The following is a 13,971-nucleotide window of genomic DNA, read 5'->3' as shown; positions in this document are numbered from 1 at the left end:
ACCGGCGGGCTACCGGGCCCGCGCCGCCTCCGGAGCGACGGCCGGCGGGCCGCAGCGGCCGGGGCCTGGGCGGCGGTCCCGGCGACCCCGGCGGCCCACCGGCCACCCGCCACCGGCCCCGGGCAGGACGAGCCGTCCGCCCCTACGGGCGGTTCAGTGCCCGCGCCCGCACACGGCGGGCCGCCCGCCCCGAGCCTGCGGGTGCGCACGAACGCCCTGCAGTCCCTGTGCCGGCAGGTGATCGGGGCCCGGCTCGCGGTCATCGCCGTAGGGGTCCCGTTCGCCCTGCGCCACGCGACGGACGGACTGCCCCGCGCCCTGGTGCTCACCGCCTCCGTCCTCAGCCTCATGGGCTCCTACGCCGTACTGCGCGACTGGGACCGCGTGGGCCCCCGCGTCCTGCGCCACCCCACCCTCCTCGGCCTCGACCTGGCCCTGGCCTCCGTCCTCCTGCTCACCGCCTCGCCGGATTCGCCGCTCGGCTACGCGACGGTGGCGACGCCCCTGCTCGCCGGCCTGCTCTACGGCTGGCGCTGGGCAGCGCTGTTCACCGCCACCCAACTGGGCATCCTCCTGACGGTGTTCCGCGCCTGGGACCCGGAGTCCGTGACCGTCTCCGCGACCCTCCTCATCGGAGGCTTCTGCGTGGCCGCCGGAGTCCTCGGAGCCACCCTGCGCACCCTGGTCTTCCGGGTCGTGGCCGCCTCCGCCGCCCTCGCCGAGACCGGAGAACGCCTGGCCGTGGCCGAGGCCCTGTCCACCGAACGAGCCCGACTCGCAAGGGAGATGCACGACACGGTCGCCAAGACCCTGCACGGAGTGGCCCTCGCCGCAGAAGCGCTCGCCACCACGGACGACCCGGCGACGGTACGGCGCGAAGCGGCCCTGGTGGCCCGCTCCGCCCGCAGAGCGGCCACCGAGTCCCGCACCCTCCTGGCCGACCTGCGCCGCCGCACCGACACGGCGGCGGAACGGCCGGAGGACGCCGAGGTGAACGTGCGTGAGGAACTGGCACTGCTGCTGGCCGAGTTCACGGACCGCACGGGTACGCCCACGACGCTCACCCCGCGCGCACCGGCCCCGAATCTCCCGGCCTGGACGGCGGGACAACTCCTCCAGATCGCCGGCGAAGGGCTGGAGAACGCGCACCGGCACGCCTCGGCGACCCGGGTGGAGATCGCGTACGGCCTGACCGGGACCGGCGTCCTGCGCCTGACCGTCCGCGACGACGGGAGGGGCCTCCCGCCGGGACTGTCCCTGAAGAACGCGCGCCGGGAGGGCCACTTCGGCCTGCTCGGCATGGCGGAACGCGCGCAGGCGCTCGGCGGGGCCCTCCGCATCGGCCGGCCCGAGCGGCCCGCCGCAGGCCCGGGAACGGAGATCCACCTCGAACTCCCCCTCCCGCACCGGGCTCCCGCGTGCGTACCTCCCCCGGGAGAGGAGGCGGCCCATGCGGTCCCCGGCCCCTGACCCGACGGCGCCCGACGGGCGCGGACCCCTGCGCATCGTGGTCGCCGACGACAACCCCGTGGTCCGCGCGGGCCTCAAGGTGCTCCTGGAGGGCCGCGCCGACCTCCTGGTCGTGGCGGAGGCGGCGGACGGCCGCACGGCCCTCGCCCAGACCGTGCGGCACCGCCCCGACGGCGTACTCCTCGACCTGCGCATGCCGGTGGTCGACGGCCTGACGGTCCTGCCCCAACTGGCCCGGATCGCCCCGGTCCTCATCCTGACCTTCGGCAGAGAGCCGGCCCTGCACGCGGAGGCGGTACGCCGCGGAGCGGCCGGCTGCCTGGTGCACGGCGACTTCACGGTCGACCAACTGGTCATGGCGGTAGCCCAGTTGACGCACATGCGTCCGCCGTCCGGCCTGCCCGGAAGACCAAGCGTCTCGACACCCGACCGCCCACTCCGTGAACCTTCGCACCTGCAACGCCCCATGAGACTCTCGTACGGAATCGGGAGGACCGCCCTCGTGGGGCAGCTGAGCGCGCGGGAGGAGGAGGTCATGGACCTGATCGCGGCCGGTATGAACAACCGCCAGATCGCCGCGACCTGCTTCATCAGCGAGAAGACGGTGAAGAACCACATCAACCGCATCTTCGCGAAGTTGCAGACGTCAACGAGGAGCGAGGCGATCGCCCGCTGGCTGGGCACGGCGCACCCCGCACTGGGAGGCCCCCATGCCTGAACCCGCCGGTTGGGCCCAGGGACCCTCCCCGACCCTGGCCCTCCACACTTACGGTCACGGTGCCATGACCGTAAGCACACCGGAAGGCCCCTCCGATGAAGCGACCCACCCTCTGGCTCCCCACCCTCCTGACCCGCCTCAGGCGAGACGACGGCGCGGGCTTCGTCGAGTACGCCGGCCTTCTGATCATCATCGCGGGGATCTTCGTGCTGATCGACGGGCTGGGGCTGGACGGGATGATCTCGGGCGCCATTCTCGATGCGGTGAGCAGCGTCGTCGGTGGCTGATGAGGTGCCGGCCCAAGGATGAGGGCCAGGTTCTGCCCTTGTACGTCTGGGCGGCTGGAGCCGTCCTTTTCGCCGCGTTCGCGTTCTTCGCCTTTGCTCAGGCTGCTGTCGCCCGTAACTCCGCTCAGTCAGCGGCTGACGCGGCCGCTCTTGCTGCTGCGCAAGAGGGGCGCGACGAGCTGATGCATAATTTTATCGCTGTCATTGACGGTGCCCCCCTGCAGGACTGGCTGACGGGGAGTGGCATCACGGGGACCGGGGCGCAGCAGGCCGCACAATCTTTGGCTGCTTTCAACAACTCAAAGGTCACTGCCGTCCGGGCAGTCGAAGTCGACGGAGCTCCTGGGTTCAGAGTGGCTGTTCAGTCGCTCAAGTCAGTTGGTCACACTCTTGTCCCCGGAACCGAGGGCAAGTTCGCCGAAGCGCATGCCACTGCTGTGATCCAGCCTCGTTGTGCGGCGGACGATGCTGAAGAGGACGCGGACTCCCTGAGTTTCACCTGCACCGGAGGCCGGTCCTTTTCGTTTGATCCCGAGAAATTTGATCCACAAGATCTCCCCGATTCTTCCACTTTATTCGCGGTACACCTTGCTGAATGAATTGTGGTTGGACAAGAAAAGGATTGGTATGAATCGGCGTAGGAGGAAGCCCGACACCACGGTGCTCGTAGCTGCGGCCCTCACCACCGTACTGAGCCTCGTGCTCGGTGCCTGCGGTGACTCTGGCGACAGCGGCGACGACGCGTCAAAATCAACTGCCCCCTCTGCTCCTGTCGCCGCCAGTGGAAATCAGGGTGAGCCGTCGGAGGAACCGTCACAACCAACTGCGGACAAGACCCTGTCCGAGGTCCGGGGTGAGAACGGGATCACGCTGACGATCACCGCAGCCATGAGGGACAGTTCGGGCTTCGTCACGATCTCGGGTTCGGTCACCAATGGCACCGGGAGGGGGTGGACCGCGGCGAACTGGACCGGGGACGAGAAGGAACTCGTCAACAACGGCGGGTCAATGGCAGGAGCCAGTCTCGTGGATGGGGCTGAGAAGAAGAGGTACCTCATACTTCGGGACACTGAGGGGCGCTGCCTGTGCACGAAGTTCACCGGAGGGCTTCTTCGCGGTAGGTCCACCGACTGGTACGCCCAATTCCCCGCCCCCCCCAAAGAAACAACCACCGTAACCTTCCAGGTCGGCGCCATGCCCCCCGCCGAGATCCCCCTCACCGAGGCGCAGTGATGAGGCAGGCCGGCGTAGTGACCCTCCTCGCCACGGTCACCGTGTTCGCCCTTTCCGTGCCCCCGCTCGCCGTGGCCGACGACGGTCCCAGCGTGCCCCCGGGGAGTACCACGACCTCCCCGCCGCCGAAGGTCGACGGGCACAGCCCCGGGCTGAAGCTGGCCGACGGGGCCACCCTCGCCCCCGCCAAGGTGCTGGACATCAAGTCGGTGGTCGAGGATCTCGGCGGCGAGGAGCGCCGCGAGGACACCAACACGGACGTGAAGTTCGCCCTCCAGGCCGAAGTCCTCTTCGACAAGGACGAGTTCGACCTGAATCCCGCCGCCAGGGGCCGTATCAAGGCCATCGCCGACGAGGCCAAGGCCCAGCAGGCCCGCACCATCCGGGTCTTCGGCTTCACCGACAACCTCGGCTCGTACGAGCACGGCAAGGTCCTGTCCAAGCGCCGCGCCGACGTCGTCCACGACGAACTCGCCGCCGACCTCGGCTCCGACGTCACCTTCGAGGTGCGCGGCTACAGCGAGGACTACCCCATCGCCGACAACTCCTCCGAGCAGGGCCGCAAGAAGAACCGCCGGGTCGAGGTCTCCTTCCCGCGCGGCGGCACCGGAGCGGGCGGCGGCGGCAGCTGACCACCGGAGGGCCCGTCCCCGCCAGGGCGCGATGGAGGAGTTCCGGTCGCGCAAGCCGGACTTCAGGGTGATGAAGGGCCCCTTCGAGCGGGGGCTGAGATGTAGGCAGGCGGGGCCCTCCGGCCCCGCAGGGCGTCCGTGGCCCGCGAAAACCCCTGGAGCCCGGAGCCCCGCCGCGTGACCATGGGGCCATGCCTGAGTCATCCCCCCTGCCCTCACCCGCTCCCCGCCCCGACTTCGAGAGCCTGGTCGCCGAGGCGGATGCCGCGCCCGTCGACGGCTGGGACTTCTCGTGGTTCGAGGGGCGGGCCACCGAGGCGCGGCCGTCGTGGGGGTACGCACGGCTGATGGGGGAACGGATGGCGCGGGCCGGCGCCTCGCTCGATCTGGAGACCGGCGGGGGAGAGGTGCTCGCCTCCGCGCCCGTCATTCCACCCCGCGCCGTCGCCACCGAGTCCTGGCCGCCGAACCTCGCCCGTGCCGCCGCCCGGCTCCACCCCCTCGGCGTCACCGTCGTCGGCACTGCAGGTGACCGTCACGCGCTGCCGTTCGCGGACGGCGCCTTCGACCTCGTCACCTCCCGGCACCCCGTCAGTACGGACTGGGCCGAGATCGCCCGGCTGCTCGCACCCGGCGGTACGTACTTCTCGCAGCAGGTCGGGCCGGCCAGCGCCTTCGAGGTCGTCGAGTTCTTCCTCGGCCCGCAACCCGCGCACGTACGCGAGGGGCGCGACCCCGAGGCGGCCCTGGCGGAGGCGGAAGCGGCGGGGCTGGAGGTCGTGGACCTCCGGCCGGAGCGGCTGCGCATGGAGTTCTACGACGTCGGCGCCGTCGTGCACTTCCTGCGCAAGGTCATCTGGATGGTGCCCGGTTTCACCGTCGGGCAGTACCGGTCCCGCCTGCGCGACATGCACGATCTCATCCAGCGCGAGGGACCCTTCGTCGCGTACAGCGCGCGGTTCCTCGTCGAGGCCAGGAAGCCCGCCGCCTGAACTCGTCCTCCCGGCCCGCGGCCCGCCGGGGGCTCACGGCTTGCGCGCGACCCCCACGTACACGCCGTTCGGCCGGAACTCCGGAGCCGCGCCGCCCCGGTACCACTCCGGGCCCGTGACGAGTCCCGGTTCCACCAGGTCCAGGCCCTCGAAGAAGCGGAGCACCTCGGCGTGGGTGCGGCCCACCAGAGTCATCCCGCCCTGCGTGTACGCCCGGTGGATCCGGGCCCCGGTCTCCGGCGGGAGGAAGTCGCTGGTGCCGTGCGACAGGACCAGGAAGCTGCCCGAGGGGAGGGCGTCGACCAGTTCGCGCACGAGGGCGTACGGGTGCTCGCCGTCCGGCAGGAAGTGCATCAGCGCGATCAGCGAGAGGGCCACCGGGCGGTCGAAGTCCAGGAACGTACGCGCGTGGTCCAGGATCCTGCCCGGGTCCCGTACGTCCGCCTCGATGTAGTCCGTGGCCCCCTCCGGGGCGCTCGTCAGCAGCGCTTCCGCGTGCCGCAGCACGATCGGGTCGTTGTCCACGTAGACGACCCGGGCCGTCGGGGTGATCCCCTGCACCACCTGGTGCAGGTTCGGCTGCGTCGGTATCCCCGTCCCGATGTCCAGGAACTGGCCGACGCCCTCGCCCGCGACCCAGGCCACCGCCCGCCGCATGAAGGCCCGGTTGAGCACACAGGCCGTCCGAGCCGCCTCCGGCAGCTTCTCCGCGACCTCCTGGTCGACCAGGTAGTTGTCCTTGCCGCCCAGCAGGTAGTCGTAGACCCGTGCCGGATGCGGCCTGCTCGTGTCGATACGAGATGAGTCGCTACGGGACGCGGACGGCGACGTGTCGGTCATGTCGGCGGGCTCCTGTCGAGAGAGGACGGAGGGGACGGAGGAGACGGGGCAAGCCGTGCTGCCGGTCCGGCGGTGTCCACGCCGATCACGCCAACGCGGGGCGCGGGCAGCCCGGTTGACGCAGTCTGCCACGGCGGTGCGGCGCGCGGACCCGGGCCCCCGGCGGCGCGACGGCCCCCGGCGTCGCTCCCGCCGTCGATGCGGCATCGTTATCCGGCCCCCTTCCCCTGCCGCCGGTCACCTCGTAGGTTCAGACCATCCGCAATTCGCGTGAGCAAATCCGGTACCGCGCGGCGGAGGGGGCCGCGCGGTACCGGGAGTGCGTGGCGCCCCGCCCCCACCGGTGTGATCAGCGCGCCGGATCAGGCGCCGGGGGAGCGTTCCGCGGGGTGCGGTCGAAGGAGACCGCGTCGGCTCCCACGCAGCCGGGCAGCGACATTGGCCCCGCCCCCCCTCGGACGTCGGCCGCCCCCGGGCATCGGCCGCCCCCCCCTGGAACCTCGCCCCCCCGCTCCGCCCCTCTCCTCACCCCGCCGCGCCGTCCACCTCCACGCTCGCCCCCCGCTCCAGTCCCCAGCCGGCCATGGCGCCCGCCTCCGCCTCCAGGACGTGGCGGGCGGCGGGGCGGGGCAGGCCCAGGCGGCCCGGGCGCATCGTGCGGACGGCGAGGACGCGCAGGTCCGCGTCGAGGTAGGCCACGTCGATCGCGAAGCGCATGCCCAGGGTGTGCACCCCGCGGGCCGGGCTCAGCAGCAGGGCGCCGTCGATCCCGTCCCGGCCCAGCAGGCCGCGGCCCCGGGCGCGCGGGCTCGCGGCGACCTCCAGCGGGACGAGCGGGCCCGCCGCGCCGGACGCCCGCCGTATGCGCAGGGAGCCGTCCGCCGTACCGCCCGCCGGTCCGCCGCCGTCCGTGCTCCTCGTCATGCCGCGACCGTAGCGAGCCCGCCGCACCCCCGTGGGCCGCTTCGGTCAAGTCGGACGCTCCCCGGTCCCTCATGTGGGTGCGCGGACGGCGCGCCGGGCCCCTGCGGCAGCCTTGCGGCAGAAAAACGGCAGAAACGTGCGGGTAAGGGCCGAGAGCGGCGTGAAACGCACAGCCCGGCGTCGCCGGGTGAACTCGGAGAGTAGTTTTCCGGTGGCGATGTCCCCGTTTTCCCTCACGAAGGGTTATGGTGGAACACCCCCCCTCGGGCCGGTCCGTACCCCCCCACGGACCGGCCCGTTTTCTTTCCCGGGCGCGGCGGTGTGCACGTGAGCGCACCCGGGCGCCGCATCGGGCACGCCGAAGGGCCGGGCCCCCTCGCCGGGGCCCGGCCCTTCGCGCGTCGTGCGCCCGCCTCAGAGGCCGGCGGACGTCACCAGGTCAGCGTCAGCTCGTCGATCCGCCGCAGTTCGTCCCCGGTCAGCTCCGGCGCCGACAGCGCCGCGACGTTCTCGTCGAGCTGCCGCGTGCTGGACGCGCCGATCAGCGCGGAGGTCGTCCGGCTGTCCCGCAGGACCCAGCTCAGGGCCAGCTGCGCGAGCGACTGCCCGCGGCCCTGGGCGATCTCGTCGAGCGCGCGCAGCTTGCCGATCCGCTCCTCGTTGATGGTGGCCGGGTCCAGGGACTTGCCCTGGGTGGCCCGCGAGCCCTCCGGGATGCCCTTCAGGTATTTGCCGGTGAGCACACCCTGCGCGAGCGGCACGAAGGGGATGCAGCCCATCCCGGCCGCCTCCAGCGTGTCGAGCAGCGCGTCCTTCTCGGTCCACCGGTCGATCATCGAGTAGGCCGGCTGGTGGATGAGCGCGGGCACACCCATCTCCTTCAGCAGCCGCGCCGCCTCGGCGGTCTGCTCCGAGCTGTACGAGGAGACACCGACGTACAGCGCCTTGCCCTGCTGGACGGCCGTGGCCAGCGCGCCCATCGTCTCCTCAAGGGGAGTGTCCGGGTCGAAGCGGTGCGAGTAGAAGATGTCGACGTAGTCCGTCCCCATGCGCTTCAGGGAGGCGTCGAGGGAGTTGAGCAGGTACTTGCGGCCGCCCCACTCGCCGTACGGCCCCGGGGTCATCCGGTAGCCGGCCTTGGTGGACAGGACCAGCTCGTCGCGGTACGGCGCGAAGTCCTCGGCGAAGAGCTTGCCGAAGTTCAGCTCGGCCGAACCGGGCGGCGGACCGTAGTTGTTCGCCAGGTCGAAGTGGGTGATCCCGAGGTCGAAGGCGTGCCGCAGGATCTCGCGCTGCGAGTCCAGCGTCCGGTCGTCGCCGAAGTTGTGCCAGAGGCCCAGGGAGATGGCGGGCAGAAACAGGCCGCTGCGGCCCGTACGGCGGTACTGCATCGAGTCGTACCGGCTGCTCGCCGCACGATAGAAAGCGTTGTCTGACATGCGGGGAGCCTAAGCCAGGGCCCCGCACCCGACGTCCTGGCCCCCTTCGGACGGCGGTAGGGTGTCGCCTTCGGGAGTGCCTTTGCATGCCGCACGGAGGGGCTGACAGACGTGAACATGCGCGACCTGGTGTACCGACTCTACGCGCGCCGGGTGGGAGGGCGGCTCGATCACGAACAGGTCCCCAAGCACATCGGCCTCATCCTCGACGGGAACCGGCGCTGGGCCAAGGCGTCCGGCGGCACCACCGCCCAGGGACACCAGGCGGGCGCCGAGAAGATCGAGGAGTTCCTCGGCTGGTGCGCCGAGACCGACGTCGAGGTCGTCACCCTGTGGATGCTCTCCACGGACAACTTCGACCGCCCCGAGTCCGAACTCGTCCCCCTCCTCGGCATCATCGAGAACACCGTGCGGGCGCTGGCCGCCGACGGCCGCTGGCGGGTCCACCACGTCGGCACCCTCGACGTCCTGCCCGACCGCACCCGCACCACCCTCAAGGAGGCGGAGGCGGCCACCCACGACAACACCGGGATACTGGTCAACGTCGCCGTCGGCTACGGCGGGCGCCAGGAGATCGCCGACGCCGTGCGCTCCCTCCTGCTGGACGCCGCCGCCAAGGGCACCACCTTCGAGGAACTCGCCGAGGCCGTCGACATCGACCTCATCTCCGAGCACCTCTACACGCGCGGTCAGCCCGACCCCGACCTCGTCATCCGCACCAGCGGCGAACAGCGGCTCTCGGGCTTCATGCTCTGGCAGAGCGCCCACTCCGAGTACTACTTCTGCGAGGTCTTCTGGCCCGCGTTCCGCAAGGTCGACTTCCTGCGCGCCATGCGCGACTACGCCGCCCGGCACCGCCGCTACGGCGGCTGACACTCCCCGCGACCGCGCCCCTCCCCGGAACGCCCCCTTCCGTTTCCCCCGCCCGCCGTACCGGGCCGAGGAAACGTCACCCGAGCGCGCCCGGACATCACTCGTTCACCCACGCGCCGTCCGTCCGTCGCGCATGACCGGGCTCCGCGCCGGGAATAGCTCCCCCAGGCCGGTATCCGACTCACGGACACCGGATCTCAGCGGGCGGCAGAGCGCCGTCCGCCCGGGAGGCCCGTTGCGCCAGGACGACCGAGCGGTGCTCACTCTCACAGCCGGCCGCGCGCCGGCCGGTCGCCCCCACCGCGCCCAGGCGGCGCCCTCCGGTCCCCTTTCCCACGGGAGCCCCACGACGGCCGCGCCGTGCCCACGCACGCCCGCCGCCGCCCAGTGCGGTGCTCCCGCTCCCCGTCCTCGTCCGAGGGGGTATGTCCTTCCGTGGTGACCAGCACGCAGCGCCGTAAGCCCGACCGGCGCACCTATGTAATCGACACCAGCGTCCTGCTGGCCGACCCCAACGCCGTGCACCGCTTCGAGGAGCACGAAGTCGTGCTGCCGATCGTCGTGGTGACAGAACTGGAGGCCAAGCGGCACCATCCGGAACTCGGCTACTTCGCCCGGGAGGCGCTGCGCCTGCTGGACGACTTCCGGGTCAGGTACGGAAGGCTGGACACCCCCCTGCCGGTGGGTGACATCGGTGGCACCCTGCGGGTCGAACTGAACCACTCGGACCCCTCCGTGCTGCCCTCGGGCTACCGCCTCGGCGACAACGACTCGCGCATCCTCGCCGTCGCCCGCAACCTCCAGGCCGAGGGGTACGACGTCACCGTCGTCTCCAAGGACCTGCCGCTGCGCATCAAGGCGTCCTCGGTCGGTCTGCTCGCCGAGGAGTACCGCGCGGAACTGGCCGTCACCGACTCCGGCTGGACCGGCATGTCCGAGCTGAGCCTGCCCGCCGAACAGGTCGACCTCCTCTTCGAGCAGGAGACCGTGCACGTCCCGGAGGCCGCCGGCCTGCCCGTGCACACCGGCCTGACGCTCCACTCCGAGCGCGGGAAGGCCCTCGGCCGGGTCACCGCGGAAGGGGACGTGCGCCTGGTCCGCGGCGACCGCGACGCCTTCGGCATCAAGGGGCGCAGCGCCGAACAGCGCATCGCCCTCGACCTGCTCCTCGACCCGGACATCGGCATCATCTCGATGGGCGGCCGGGCGGGCACCGGCAAGTCGGCGCTCGCGCTGTGCGCGGGCCTCGAAGCCGTACTGGAACGCCGCCAGCACAAGAAGGTCATGGTGTTCCGTCCGCTGTACGCGGTCGGCGGGCAGGAACTCGGCTATCTGCCCGGCTCCGAGTCCGAGAAGATGAGCCCGTGGGCGCAGGCCGTGTTCGACACGCTGTCCGCCGTGACGAGCCGTGAGGTCATCGACGAGGTCGTCGCGCGCGGGATGCTGGAGGTGCTGCCGCTCACCCACATCCGCGGCCGCTCCCTGCACGACGCCTTCGTGATCGTGGACGAGGCGCAGTCCCTGGAGCGCAACGTGCTGCTCACGGTGCTCTCCCGGATCGGCGCCGACTCGCGCGTGGTCCTCACCCACGACGTGGCCCAGCGGGACAACCTGCGGGTGGGCAGGTACGACGGAGTGGTCGCCGTCGTCGAGAAACTGAAGGGCCATCCGCTGTTCGCCCACGTGACCCTGACCCGCTCCGAGCGGTCCCAGATCGCCGCGCTGGTCACCGAGATGCTGGAGGACAACCGGATCTGAGCGGCCGGTACGGGCTGACGACTCCCGTACCGGGCAAGGCAGTTGGGGAAGCCGCCCGGCAAAAGGCAAAGAGCCTAGCCGGGCGGCTTCGTGTTGCGCCCCCGTATCCAGTAAAAACACGCCGCAAACTGCGTGTGACCTATCCCACGCAACGGGGAATTGCTTACCGGCGTCCGCTTCCGGCAGAGTCTTCAGCCGTCAGGCCCCGCACACAGCAACTGCCTCAACCGGCACGTGAATCTCCTTCCGCCCACCAGCGGATCGAGCGTCACGGGCTCCCCAACTTCACAGAGACGGCTGTGTGCCACCCGTGCGACAGGGGGCGGTTTCCTCGCGAAGGCGCGGTGGAGACGCCCGTCGGGTCCGCGCCTCCCGTGACCACGAGCGAGGGAGGCCAGCGCCAGGGGCAAGATCGCGCCCGCGAGGTCACCTATGCGGGCGACGCTGGAAGGAAACCGTGTGAGCCGGATCTCGGTCCGGGGATTCGCGGTGGCTTCGGCCACCGCGGTCACCACCGTCGGAGCCGTAGTCGGTGTCGCCGCGGGCGACACCGGTCAGCAGCAGCCCTCGAACGACTTCGAGGCGGCCTCGGCAGGTGACGCGACCCTCCTCGCAGACATTCCCTCGGGCCAGCAGGCCCGGGTCCAGACGGCCACGCTGACGCAGCAGGCGGACGCGCAGGCCGACGCCGCGGACATCGCGGCCCGAAAGTCCGCGGAGGAAGCAGCCCGCAAGAGTGCGGCGGAAGCGGCCACGGCCAAGAAGGAAGCGGCGGTCAAGCAGGCCGCCGCCGACGCCAAGGCCAAGAAGGAAGCGGCGGACAAGCTCGCCAAGGAGCGCGAGGATGCCAAGGAGCAGGCCGCCAGCCGCTCCGAGGTCCGCGACGCCTCGTCCTTCCCGGTCCAGGCCTCCTACAGCGCCGCCCAGGTCCAGGCCATGGCCCGGCAGATCGTGCCGGCCGACCAGTTCCAGTGCTTCAGCAACATCGTGAACCACGAGTCCTCGTGGAACTACCGCGCCACCAACGCGGGCAGCGGCGCCTACGGGCTCGTGCAGGCGCTGCCCGGCTCCAAGATGGCCTCCGCCGGCGCCGACTGGCAGACCAACCCGGCCACCCAGATCAAGTGGGGCCTCAACTACATGGACGGCCGCTACGGCAGTCCCTGTGGTGCCTGGTCCTTCTGGCAGGCCAACAGCTGGTACTGAGCCGCGGCGTTCACCGTCCCGGCCGACGAAGCCCCTCACCCGCCCGGTGGGGGGCTTCGGCGTGTACCGTCAGGGGTCGGCCTCGGGGTGCCACGCGATAAACGGGGAACAGGGACGACATGCCAAAACCGCCGGCCTGGCTCGGTCACTTCGGTGACCGCATCACGCACATAGGTAAGCAACTGGACGAGAGACGCGCCGCGGCGCAGCAAGCCGAGGACGAGGACGGAAACGTTCCTCCGCCACCCGGCCACGCCGTGGTCGCCACGACCGCCCAGGTGCCGCCGCCGCCCGACTACGCGCCCGCCGTGCGGGCCCGCCCCGATCCGTCCGCCGCCGTGCCCTGGGGCGTGCGGGTCGCCGCCGAGGCCGGCTGGCGGCTGCTCGTGCTCGCGGCGACCGTCTGGGTCCTGATGAAGGTCATCAGCGCGGTCCAGCTGGTCGTGCTCGCCTTCGTCGCCGCGCTGCTCATCACGGCGCTGCTCCAGCCCACCGTCGCCCTGCTCACCCGCAAGGGGGTGCCCCGGGGGTTCGCCACCGCGCTGACCGCGCTGCTCGGCTTCATCGTCATCGGGCTGGTCGGCTGGTTCGTGGTCTGGCAGGTGATGGAGAACATCGACAACCTCTCGGACCAGGTGCAGGACGGGATCGAGGAGTTGCGGCGCTGGCTGCTCGACAGCCCGTTCCATGTGACCGAGGACCAGATCAACGACATCGCCAAGAGCCTGCGGGAGGCGATCGGCAGCAACACCGAGTCGCTGACCTCCGCCGGGATCGAGGGCGTGACCGTCGTCGTCGAGGCGCTCACCGGCATCCTGCTCGCCGCCTTCTCCACGCTGTTCCTGCTCTACGACGGCAAGCGGATCTGGGCCTGGTGCCTCAAGCTCGTGCCCGCCGCCGCCCGTCCGGGGGTCGCGGGGGCGGGGCCGCGCGCCTGGCACACCCTCACCGCCTATGTGCGCGGCACGGTGATCGTGGCGTTCATCGACGCCGTCTTCATCGGCATAGGAATCTACTTCCTGCACGTGCCGATGGCGGTGCCGCTGGCCGTCTTCATCTTCCTGTTCTCGTTCATCCCGCTGGTCGGCGCGGTGGTCTCCGGAGCGCTGGCCGTGGTCGTGGCGCTGGTGACGCAGGGCGTGTTCGCCGCGCTCATGACGCTCGTCGTGGTGCTCGCCGTGCAGCAGATCGAGGGCCACATCCTCCAGCCCTTCATCCTGGGCCGCGCGGTGCGGGTGCACCCGCTGGCCGTGGTGCTGTCCGTCGCGGCGGGCAGCATGGTCGCGGGCATCGGCGGAGCCGTCGTCGCCGTACCGCTCGTCGCCGTCCTCAACACGGTCGTCGGCTATCTGCGCAAGTACGCGAGGGAGGCGCACCCCACGCCCGCGGACGCCGGGGGCGGGGTGCCGCCGCAGGCGGTGGCGGCGACCCCGGCCGCCGAGCGGTCCCAGCCGCCGTCCCAGGAGCCGCAGACCGCGCAGGAGCCGCAGCAGGACACCGCGCCCGAGCCGGCCCCGCCGGCCGAGCCGGGCTGAGGCGGCGGCCCAGGAGCGGACGCGCACACCGAGAGAGCCCCGGACCAGGTGTCCGGGGCTCTCT

General features: G+C 71.4%; 14 protein-coding genes. 11 read left to right on the top strand and 3 right to left on the bottom strand.

What is annotated here, in order from left to right:
• Nucleotides 1-156 precede the first annotated feature (156 nt).
• The 7 genes from AB0J21_RS29430 (at nucleotide 157) to AB0J21_RS29400 (ending at nucleotide 5,332) form a co-directional block, all read left to right on the top strand.
• The gene (locus AB0J21_RS29430; protein WP_363149194.1) at nucleotides 157-1,470 is read left to right on the top strand and encodes a histidine kinase; all 1,314 of its coding nucleotides are present in this window, start codon (nucleotides 157-159) and stop codon (nucleotides 1,468-1,470) included.
• Entirely contained in the window at nucleotides 1,451-2,188 is a 738-nt protein-coding gene (locus tag AB0J21_RS29425) for a response regulator transcription factor (protein ID WP_363149193.1), read from the top strand. The genes AB0J21_RS29430 and AB0J21_RS29425 overlap by 20 nt, the downstream gene beginning before the upstream one ends.
• A gap of 95 nt (nucleotides 2,189-2,283) precedes the next feature.
• Complete coding sequence (locus AB0J21_RS29420; RefSeq protein ID WP_363149192.1) at nucleotides 2,284-2,475, top strand: hypothetical protein; 192 nt, start codon at nucleotides 2,284-2,286, stop codon at nucleotides 2,473-2,475.
• Nucleotides 2,475-3,074, top strand: coding sequence for a pilus assembly protein TadG-related protein (locus AB0J21_RS29415; RefSeq protein ID WP_363149191.1), 600 nt, complete (start codon nucleotides 2,475-2,477; stop codon nucleotides 3,072-3,074). The genes AB0J21_RS29420 and AB0J21_RS29415 overlap by 1 nt, the downstream gene beginning before the upstream one ends.
• Nucleotides 3,016-3,708, top strand: a complete 693-nt coding sequence (locus AB0J21_RS29410) for a hypothetical protein (protein ID WP_363149190.1) — start codon at nucleotides 3,016-3,018, stop codon at nucleotides 3,706-3,708. Before AB0J21_RS29415 ends, AB0J21_RS29410 begins: the two co-directional genes overlap by 59 nt.
• The gene (locus tag AB0J21_RS29405; protein ID WP_363149189.1) at nucleotides 3,708-4,340 is read left to right on the top strand and encodes an OmpA family protein; all 633 of its coding nucleotides are present in this window, start codon (nucleotides 3,708-3,710) and stop codon (nucleotides 4,338-4,340) included. The genes AB0J21_RS29410 and AB0J21_RS29405 overlap by 1 nt, the downstream gene beginning before the upstream one ends.
• Nucleotides 4,341-4,531: 191 nt before the next feature.
• Nucleotides 4,532-5,332, top strand: coding sequence for a class I SAM-dependent methyltransferase (locus tag AB0J21_RS29400; protein WP_363149188.1), 801 nt, complete (start codon nucleotides 4,532-4,534; stop codon nucleotides 5,330-5,332).
• A gap of 33 nt (nucleotides 5,333-5,365) precedes the next feature.
• On the opposite strand, the gene AB0J21_RS29395 is transcribed toward AB0J21_RS29400, so the two are convergent.
• The 3 genes from AB0J21_RS29395 to mgrA all read right to left on the bottom strand — a co-directional run bounded on the left by AB0J21_RS29395 (nucleotide 5,366) and on the right by mgrA (nucleotide 8,535).
• Nucleotides 5,366-6,172 carry an SAM-dependent methyltransferase gene (locus AB0J21_RS29395; protein ID WP_363149187.1) on the bottom strand — a complete coding sequence of 269 codons (807 nt, stop codon included), beginning with the start codon at nucleotides 6,170-6,172 and terminating at the stop codon, nucleotides 5,366-5,368.
• A 525-nt stretch (nucleotides 6,173-6,697) separates the two neighbouring features.
• On the bottom strand, nucleotides 6,698-7,096 hold the full coding sequence (locus AB0J21_RS29390) for a DUF192 domain-containing protein (protein ID WP_363149186.1): 399 nt from the start codon (nucleotides 7,094-7,096) through the stop codon (nucleotides 6,698-6,700).
• Between the two features lie 431 nt (nucleotides 7,097-7,527).
• Nucleotides 7,528-8,535 carry an L-glyceraldehyde 3-phosphate reductase gene (gene mgrA / locus AB0J21_RS29385; protein ID WP_363149185.1) on the bottom strand — a complete coding sequence of 336 codons (1,008 nt, stop codon included), beginning with the start codon at nucleotides 8,533-8,535 and terminating at the stop codon, nucleotides 7,528-7,530.
• 111 nt (nucleotides 8,536-8,646) lie between these two features.
• On the opposite strand from mgrA, the gene AB0J21_RS29380 reads away from it, so the two are divergent.
• The 4 genes from AB0J21_RS29380 to AB0J21_RS29365 all read left to right on the top strand — a co-directional run bounded on the left by AB0J21_RS29380 (nucleotide 8,647) and on the right by AB0J21_RS29365 (nucleotide 13,907).
• Nucleotides 8,647-9,408 carry an isoprenyl transferase gene (locus AB0J21_RS29380; RefSeq protein ID WP_363149184.1) on the top strand — a complete coding sequence of 254 codons (762 nt, stop codon included), beginning with the start codon at nucleotides 8,647-8,649 and terminating at the stop codon, nucleotides 9,406-9,408.
• Between the two features lie 435 nt (nucleotides 9,409-9,843).
• Nucleotides 9,844-11,166: a PhoH family protein gene (locus AB0J21_RS29375; protein ID WP_363149183.1), complete on the top strand. Its 1,323-nt coding sequence runs from the start codon at nucleotides 9,844-9,846 to the stop codon at nucleotides 11,164-11,166.
• Nucleotides 11,167-11,625: 459 nt separating this feature from the next.
• Nucleotides 11,626-12,372, top strand: a complete 747-nt coding sequence (locus AB0J21_RS29370) for a lytic transglycosylase domain-containing protein (RefSeq protein WP_363149182.1) — start codon at nucleotides 11,626-11,628, stop codon at nucleotides 12,370-12,372.
• Between the two features lie 119 nt (nucleotides 12,373-12,491).
• A complete protein-coding gene (locus AB0J21_RS29365; RefSeq protein ID WP_363149181.1) occupies nucleotides 12,492-13,907 on the top strand; it encodes an AI-2E family transporter in 1,416 nt (471 codons plus the stop codon).
• The last annotated feature ends 64 nt before the right edge of the window (nucleotides 13,908-13,971 follow it).

The organism is Streptomyces sp. NPDC049954, assembly GCF_040656295.1.
GTDB lineage: Bacteria > Actinomycetota > Actinomycetes > Streptomycetales > Streptomycetaceae > Streptomyces.
This window is presented reverse-complemented; position numbering and strand designations above follow the sequence as displayed.

Excerpts from the sequence above, each read along its gene's own strand:
- AB0J21_RS29425 (WP_363149193.1), top strand. The coding sequence starts at position 1,451 with ATGCGGTCCCCGGCCCCTGACCCGACGGCGCCCGACGGGCGCGGACCC.
- AB0J21_RS29420 (WP_363149192.1), top strand. The coding sequence starts at position 2,284 with ATGAAGCGACCCACCCTCTGGCTCCCCACCCTCCTGACCCGCCTCAGG.
- AB0J21_RS29415 (WP_363149191.1), top strand. The coding sequence starts at position 2,475 with ATGAGGTGCCGGCCCAAGGATGAGGGCCAGGTTCTGCCCTTGTACGTC.
- AB0J21_RS29405 (WP_363149189.1), top strand. The coding sequence starts at position 3,708 with ATGAGGCAGGCCGGCGTAGTGACCCTCCTCGCCACGGTCACCGTGTTC.
- AB0J21_RS29400 (WP_363149188.1), top strand. The coding sequence starts at position 4,532 with ATGCCTGAGTCATCCCCCCTGCCCTCACCCGCTCCCCGCCCCGACTTC.
- AB0J21_RS29395 (WP_363149187.1), bottom strand. The coding sequence starts at position 6,172 with ATGACCGACACGTCGCCGTCCGCGTCCCGTAGCGACTCATCTCGTATC.
- AB0J21_RS29390 (WP_363149186.1), bottom strand. The coding sequence starts at position 7,096 with ATGACGAGGAGCACGGACGGCGGCGGACCGGCGGGCGGTACGGCGGAC.
- mgrA (WP_363149185.1), bottom strand. The coding sequence starts at position 8,535 with ATGTCAGACAACGCTTTCTATCGTGCGGCGAGCAGCCGGTACGACTCG.
- AB0J21_RS29365 (WP_363149181.1), top strand. The coding sequence starts at position 12,492 with ATGCCAAAACCGCCGGCCTGGCTCGGTCACTTCGGTGACCGCATCACG.